Annotated in this window: 3 protein-coding genes and 2 tRNA genes; 2 read left to right on the top strand and 3 right to left on the bottom strand. The window is 65.5% G+C overall.

What is annotated here, in order from left to right:
• Positions 1 to 416 precede the first annotated feature (416 nt).
• Together ABZ194_RS30250 and ABZ194_RS30245 are read left to right on the top strand one after the other, a co-directional pair.
• Positions 417 to 836, top strand: a complete 420-nt coding sequence (locus tag ABZ194_RS30250; RefSeq protein ID WP_355600426.1) for a hypothetical protein — start codon at positions 417 to 419, stop codon at positions 834 to 836.
• Positions 837 to 904: 68 nt separating this feature from the next.
• Positions 905 to 1,117 carry a hypothetical protein gene (locus tag ABZ194_RS30245; protein ID WP_355600425.1) on the top strand — a complete coding sequence of 71 codons (213 nt, stop codon included), beginning with the start codon at positions 905 to 907 and terminating at the stop codon, positions 1,115 to 1,117.
• Between the two features lie 27 nt (positions 1,118 to 1,144).
• Here ABZ194_RS30245 and ABZ194_RS30240 read toward each other — a convergent pair whose 3' ends face one another.
• The 3 genes from ABZ194_RS30240 to ABZ194_RS30230 form a co-directional block, all read right to left on the bottom strand.
• On the bottom strand, positions 1,145 to 1,564 hold the full coding sequence (locus tag ABZ194_RS30240; RefSeq protein ID WP_355600427.1) for a PH domain-containing protein: 420 nt from the start codon (positions 1,562 to 1,564) through the stop codon (positions 1,145 to 1,147).
• Positions 1,565 to 1,668: 104 nt separating this feature from the next.
• Positions 1,669 to 1,745, bottom strand: a tRNA-Met gene (locus ABZ194_RS30235).
• 176 nt (positions 1,746 to 1,921) lie between these two features.
• Positions 1,922 to 1,998 (bottom strand) — tRNA-Met (locus tag ABZ194_RS30230).
• Positions 1,999 to 2,158: the final 160 nt, after the last annotated feature.

Here is a 2,158-nt window from a genome sequence, read left to right as displayed (position 1 = left end):
CGCCAGATTCGTGTCAAACCGTCACATCCGCAACAGCACACCCAAACCCGGCAAACCCACTAGAATTCCCACCACCCCGTCTCCGGAGCAACCCTTCCAACTTACTCTGACATCCAGGCCCTGTCCAGTCGCCCGCAGGCAGCCAAAGGTCCAGAAGCGGAGAAGTGGAGGATACGCTGGGCGGATCCTGTTCCCGGAGGCCTTCCGGCCCCGGGGCTCGACCGCCCTGCGGGAAGAACATTACCAGGACTCAAGCGTCACAGAGACAACTTGCCAACCATCCCTGCGACTCGCGCGTCCAAAACGTTTGTGGGCAGTGGAACAGCGCAAGCAGCCGTCAAGCCATCCGCAATCGACTCTGGATACCAAGTAGGCCCGAGGGTCAGGATCCTGACTCCATCCTGGAGGTGAGCACCATGACCCGTTCAGAGTTTGACGACATCCGCGCACACATCGACGCGGAAGCCGATCATCCCAGTGACCTGCTCAGGGTCGCCAGGTCCCTGGTGAGCGACCTTGAGGACGCGAAGATGCGCGAGGCGAAGCTCCGCGCCCAGTATCTCCGCCTTCTCACCGGTGCTCGCACGACGATCGCCGCCCAGGCGGCCGGCCATCCGGAACCGCTGGCCTTCCTCACCGACGAGCTCGCCAAACAGGGCCAGCTCCCGACCACCGAGGAGGAGATGCAGCAGGTTCTGGTGGACGCTCATACCGCGGCCACACTACTGACACACCTGGAGCAGGCCCCGCGTCTGAAACAGGCCGCGGCCGGCGTCATCCGAGGCGGGCCAAGGGTTCACCGGTGCGCCGGCAGCAGTCGTAGTCTCCCCCGGTGAGGCATTCCGTGTCATTGACCTGGGCTTGAACCAAGATCTGTAAGACTTCAGGCATGTGGCAGCGGGGGATGAATTGGGGTGCGACGACCCTCGTGGGCGTCTTCGGCGTTCTGTGGATCGGCGTAGTGGTGTTCGCGGTCGCCGAGGGACCGATGTGGGCGCGCCTTGGACAGGGCGCTTTCGGGGGGTTCCTCATCGGCTGGGCTCTGCACAAAGCGGCTCTGCTGCTGCGCGCCACCCGTCCCAGGAGCCCGGCGAGACACCGTCGCGTCAAGGTCTGACGGACGTCCCCGAGGAGCCCGGCCCGGTCAGAAGCCGGTCCGGTAGGAGCGCAGTTCGTCCGCGACCTCCTGGCACGGGACACCCAGGTCGAACCGGCTCAGGAGAAAGATCGCCTCGCCGGTGTCGATCTCCAGGAGCTCCGTGCGCGAGGTGAGGCGCGTTCGCCGGTCCACCCGGATCCGCTCGACCGAGCTCCACGGCACCCGCTCCGAACCGGCGAACCCCCGCACCACGACGAGCCCCTCGTCGTCGGCGCTGAGCCGTACCGGAACCAGCACGTCGCGCAGGGCGAGTACCGCGGCCACCAGGGCGCCCACACCCGCCAGGATCATCCCGCGCGGGTCGCCGACACTCAGCAGGGCGAGCATCGCGAACGCGACCACCGCGAAGGCCTTGAGAACGAAGATCTCCCGGCGCACGCGCCAGCGCAGGACCGGCCCGGACATGTCAGCCACACCTGCACGTTAACCGCTCGGCCTGCCGGATGGTTAGGGCGGCGCTGTGGGGAGCATGAGAAAGGCCCTGATCTCTGGGAGATCAGGGCCTTCTTTGGTAGCGGGGACAGGATTTGAACCTGCGACCTCTGGGTTATGAGCCCAGCGAGCTACCGAACTGCTCCACCCCGCGTCGGTGTGTGTCTGAAGATTACCGGGCCCGGCACCCAAGAGCAAATCGGCGGCGCCGACCGGGAAATCGCGCCGCCGGGAAATTCCCCGATGCGGGTGGAGACCCCGGCGTGCCCCGGGAACGGAGAACCCGGACAACGAGAAAGGCCCTGATCTCTGGGAGATCAGGGCCTTCTTTGGTAGCGGGGACAGGATTTGAACCTGCGACCTCTGGGTTATGAGCCCAGCGAGCTACCGAACTGCTCCACCCCGCGTCGGTGTGTGTCTGAAGACTACCCGGCTTTGGCGGTGGACGCGAATCCGACGGCTCCCACGACCTCCTAGTGCTGTGACCGGAAACGATCACCGGGTTGACGTGTAGAGCGCTGCTGCCAGTTGGATGGTGCTGATCACGTTCGATCAGCGCTCGGGAGG

Source organism: Streptosporangium sp. NPDC006007, from assembly GCF_040614315.1.
Lineage (GTDB): Bacteria > Actinomycetota > Actinomycetes > Streptosporangiales > Streptosporangiaceae > Streptosporangium.
The sequence above is the reverse complement of the archived record's forward strand: the minus strand, read 5'-3'. Positions and strand labels throughout refer to the sequence as shown.